This window comes from Bacillus sp. (in: firmicutes) (assembly GCF_031983925.1).
In the GTDB taxonomy this organism is placed as follows: Bacteria; Bacillota; Bacilli; order Bacillales; family Bacillaceae_G; genus Bacillus_A; species Bacillus_A pacificus.
In genome coordinates this window covers 1-4,227 of the sequence record NZ_DALYZR010000031.1, presented here as the reverse complement: position 1 = coordinate 4,227, position 4,227 = coordinate 1, and the positions used below count along the sequence as shown (strand labels likewise).

4 protein-coding genes are annotated in these 4,227 nt (G+C 32.9%); 3 read left to right on the top strand and 1 reads right to left on the bottom strand.

From position 1 onward, the window contains the following. The first annotated feature begins 963 nt into the window (after positions 1 to 963). The 3 genes from cuyB to RTP99_RS27775 all read left to right on the top strand — a co-directional run bounded on the left by cuyB (position 964) and on the right by RTP99_RS27775 (position 3,078). Positions 964 to 1,668, top strand: a complete 705-nt coding sequence (cuyB, locus tag RTP99_RS27785) for a cysteate racemase (protein ID WP_001190087.1) — start codon at positions 964 to 966, stop codon at positions 1,666 to 1,668. Between the two features lie 124 nt (positions 1,669 to 1,792). Further along, positions 1,793 to 2,662 carry a LysR family transcriptional regulator gene (locus RTP99_RS27780; RefSeq protein WP_046646123.1) on the top strand — a complete coding sequence of 290 codons (870 nt, stop codon included), beginning with the start codon at positions 1,793 to 1,795 and terminating at the stop codon, positions 2,660 to 2,662. A gap of 266 nt (positions 2,663 to 2,928) precedes the next feature. Continuing rightward, positions 2,929 to 3,078, top strand: a complete 150-nt coding sequence (locus RTP99_RS27775; protein WP_011039933.1) for a hypothetical protein — start codon at positions 2,929 to 2,931, stop codon at positions 3,076 to 3,078. Positions 3,079 to 3,369: 291 nt separating this feature from the next. Here RTP99_RS27775 and RTP99_RS27770 read toward each other — a convergent pair whose 3' ends face one another. Continuing rightward, positions 3,370 to 3,510 (bottom strand): undecaprenyl-diphosphate phosphatase, encoded by a 141-nt coding sequence (locus tag RTP99_RS27770; RefSeq protein WP_324251912.1) that lies wholly within the window; start codon positions 3,508 to 3,510, stop codon positions 3,370 to 3,372. Positions 3,511 to 4,227 lie beyond the last annotated feature (717 nt).

The window sequence follows — 4,227 nt, the reverse complement described above, 5'->3', positions numbered from 1 at the left end:
CGCCGATGGTAGTTGGGACCTTGTCCCTGTGAGAGTAGGACGTCGCCAAGCAACTGTAAGACGAGTCAGAATGACTCGTCTTTTTTGTGTTTTATAAAATAAGTTCGTGATTAATATAGTACTCTATGAGTACATTCATCTAGCAGGAAACAGCTTTATGGGCACTTTCTCCTAGTAATCGCATATTTGTCTGCGATGCTCTATATGAACACGAGGTGTACTGTAATCTTCTTTTAGAGCAATTCAGTGAGAATATCGCTACATCTAATGTACTGCATAGTTGAGTGAGAGTGACAAGATGCGATGTCTCGAATAAGCCAGGCAGATAGTGAGACAATGAAATATCTTTTCCGAACTTATGAGGGATTTTAAGAGATAAATTACGGTACAATCCTTGAGCAAAGAGTTGCAATTGCTCGTATAATAAAACATCCCCCAAAACGCCTCCTTATCAATGATTTTACTAAAAGGATAGCGTTTTTTCCGTTATATAGGAGATGTGTATTCAAATTAACCTGATAGGCATGTGAAAGGATTCCTTGAATCGAATTCGTGTTCCTAAGACAACAGGACCTTGGCATTTTTCGTATTACCAAGATGTACTTTATAGTCATGAACAGACGCGGTAAATGAGTCGATTGCAGTTTTTTGTATATTAGTTAGAATCGAATTTAATAATTTTAATACTGGACCAGGCCGAAGGGGGATTTGCCTGTAACCCACCAATCAGAATTAGATGAAATTCTTTTTGGCTGTACGTATCGATAAGCTTTCTACTCGTATACCAGTTATTAACCAGCATATATACTGGCCCATTACTTGTTAGATATTAAAATTCTTTTATATATTAGTTATCAATACATATTTTCTATTGTTGTATAGATTCCTTCTATAATTCATCTCTTAAAAAAGAACTTATAATGAAGTCAATCATTCAAAATATGTTTAAAAGTGGTGAATAAAATGCAAAGAGTTGTTGGGATTATTGGGGGCATGGGACCTTTGGCGACTGTTGATTTAATGAATAAAATTATTTCTTACACACCTGCAATGAAAGACCAAGACCATATCCATATCATTGCAGACAACTATTCTCAAATACCTGATCGGACAACGGCTATTTTGGGAAAGGGAATAGATCCGACCCCTTACATTGTACAATCAGCCCAGCGACTGCAAAACGCTGGTGCAGATTTTCTTGTTATTGCGTGTAATACCGCTCATTTTTTCTATAAAGCAGTTAAAAGGTCTGTTAATATTCCAATCTTGCATATGCCTTTAGAAACGGCTCGTTTTGTGCAAGAAAATAATTTTAGAAAGGTAGGTTTGTTGGCTACGGATGGGACGGTTAAGGCAGAACTATACCAAAACAGTTGTCAAGATTACAGGATTGATGTCATTGATCCTGATAAAGAAATGCAAAAAAAAGTGATGGAAGGAATATATGCTATTAAAAGTGGGGATTTAAAAACAGGGTGTTTACATCTTTCGATGGTTGCTGATAAATTGAAAGAGAGCGGGGCTGAGGCTATTATAGCAGGTTGTACAGAGGTTCCTCTTGTATTGAAATCATCCGAAAATATTTGTGTCATTGATCCAACAGAAATTGTGGCAAAAGTGGTTATTAAAATAGCTAATAAAACAGAGACAGAACTAATAAAAGTGTGATTTAGAAGTTAAGAATGTGGCAGAAGTGTTGCATTCTTATTTTATGGATGTTTGATGCATATGCTTTTACGTGTACATGTTATAGTTAATTATAATAGGGAGCTAAAGTAAGGAGTGTTTAGACATGAATATCGAAAATATTGAAGCTTTTATATATGTTTGTCAACTTGGTAGTTTCAATAAAGCTGCCGAAGCTCTTTATTTAACCCAACCTTCTGTAACAGCACGTATCCAATCACTTGAACGTGAAATTAATATAAAGCTTTTTCATCGAAATGGTAATAAAATCTCTTTAACCGAAAAAGGAGAGTATTTTTTCCCACATGCACAAAAAATTTTGCAATCTTACCAGGAAGCTAAGTATGGTTTGCAACAAGTAACAATTCCGTATGACTTGGTAATTGGGAGTGCTTTATCAATATCTAATAATATCCTCCCTGAAATTTTACCTGGTTTTAAATCTGAATTTAAGGATGTTAGAATAAAAATTGTAACTGGTCATTCACAAGACATCCTACAGAAGGTTATTAATAAAGAAGTTGACTTTGGCATCGTACGAACAGAAACACATCCTCAAGTAGAATCAATTCGTCTTTATAATGACCCTATCGGCCTTTTTGTACCTCGAAATCATATATTTTTAAAAGAAGAAAAAGTAACAATAGAACATGTAAGTAAACAACCTCTTATCTTCTTTGATTATGGATCAATGGATTGGCTCATGATTCATCGGCTATTTTCAAGTAATGACGTAAGCCCGAATATATCTTTAGAAGTAGATAATATGGAAACAGCGAAAAATTTAGTGATACAAGGGATGGGCATTAGCTTTTTACCTGAACATTGTGTCAAACAAGAATTAGAAAATGGAGAATTGATCCGAGTGGAAATGACGCCTCCGGTGAAAATTAATATTAGTATTGATTTTATCTATTTAAAAGGCAGACCAAAATCTGTTTTTATTGACTTTTTAAAAGAGAAGATGTGTAAATAAAACAAACTGATTGGTATATCAATCAGTTTGTTTTTGTTATGGAGTTGATAGGTATAGGATGTTTTATGTGTATTGGTTTCTTATTATTATGTATTCTTAGGTTCTTAGATAGAAAAAATTAATTTATGATTTTGTATATATGTCCAAACGGAAGATATATAAATTAATTAAAATATGTAGTAGTACTAGAAACAATGTTTGTTAGTAACTTAATCCTCTCTTCTAGCGATAAAATGTGAATATAGATATAGGATAAACATTCTTAAATGCTATGGGAAGTGATACAACGCGAAGAGGGAACGAATGTTCTTTGTGGGTACGTTGAGTACACTCAATCGATTGAGGTACGTATTTTTAATCCGGTATATGTGTTTAAAAAAGAAATACTATTACTCGGTTTAGATTTCGGAGTATAACTTATTTGTACATCTTAAGTGTTTGTTGAGAGGATATAGTGGCTATTATCAGAGGTTTATTACCACCCAGTAATACCGAATGGATGATACTAAAGATGAAAGAGATATAAGGTCTATATTTCGATTTGAATATCGGTTTAATAGTATGTGGTTTATAAGAATCTATAGAGAGATTCCTGCTGCTAGCATTGCTACTATAAAAGAGAGGATGAATTTTATCGTAAACATAGAAATATCATCGATGCTTAAATATCTTTAACTTTTTCATAAGCTTAAGGCTATAAATCCAGTTCAAGCTATTACAGGAAGAATAATGAAAAAAGAGAAATCAGACGCAGTTTTATAATTTACTTTCATTAATAAGGACACAAGAACAGTAGAATTAGCTCTAGAGGAGTCAGGATATATTGCTAAGCATTGAAATAATCCAATTGTTAATGCTAGACGAGGATTGTTTCTATCCTTTTTACTTCTGCAAATATTATAAGAATTGTTCCAGCTACAAGTTTAATCATGATAGTATATGTCTGAAATAAGTATGTTTTAGTAACATCATGTAGTAGTAAATCAGTGTTAAGAGCAGTGAACCTTCTAGGTGGTCTGAATAATAATTACTTATAATAAAGCCAATGCGTGATACAGGCATATTTAGTAGATGTATTAGTGTGTTTCTATATATTTACGAGTAAACAGATAAACAACTATTACTTCATATGGGGAGAAATCTATAACTAGAGTAGTACATGAGTTTATTATGGATTTTTGTATCGTTGTCTGTTATAAGAATATGTATATCTTCAATTGCTTCTAATAGAGTGCGTGATAAACAAAGAGGTACTAAGGAGTGTAGTAACTTTTTAATTACATACTAGTAGTTATTAAAATAAAGTTGTTAGTTTCGCTGGGGAAAACGTCCGTATAAATTAAATCTAGGGTTAAGCTAACTTAAATATATTTTGGAAGTAGAAACTAAGAAGGAGTAGAAGGGAGTTTTCTGGTAATGTAATCTTTATAGGTTCTTATCTAGATTAGAGGGTGTAAAAATATTAACTTAAATATCTTTATAAAAAGGTATTGACGATTGTACTTTAGAGGTGTAATATAGAACAAGTCGCCGATGACATTAACGTCGAAAGCGACAAACGAAAT

What these genes read in the sequence shown, in the direction of transcription:
- RTP99_RS27780 (WP_046646123.1), top strand. Translation starts at nt 1,793, where the DNA reads ATGAATATCGAAAATATTGAAGCTTTTATATATGTTTGTCAACTTGGT.
- cuyB (WP_001190087.1), top strand. Translation starts at nt 964, where the DNA reads ATGCAAAGAGTTGTTGGGATTATTGGGGGCATGGGACCTTTGGCGACT.
- RTP99_RS27775 (WP_011039933.1), top strand. Translation starts at nt 2,929, where the DNA reads ATGCTATGGGAAGTGATACAACGCGAAGAGGGAACGAATGTTCTTTGT.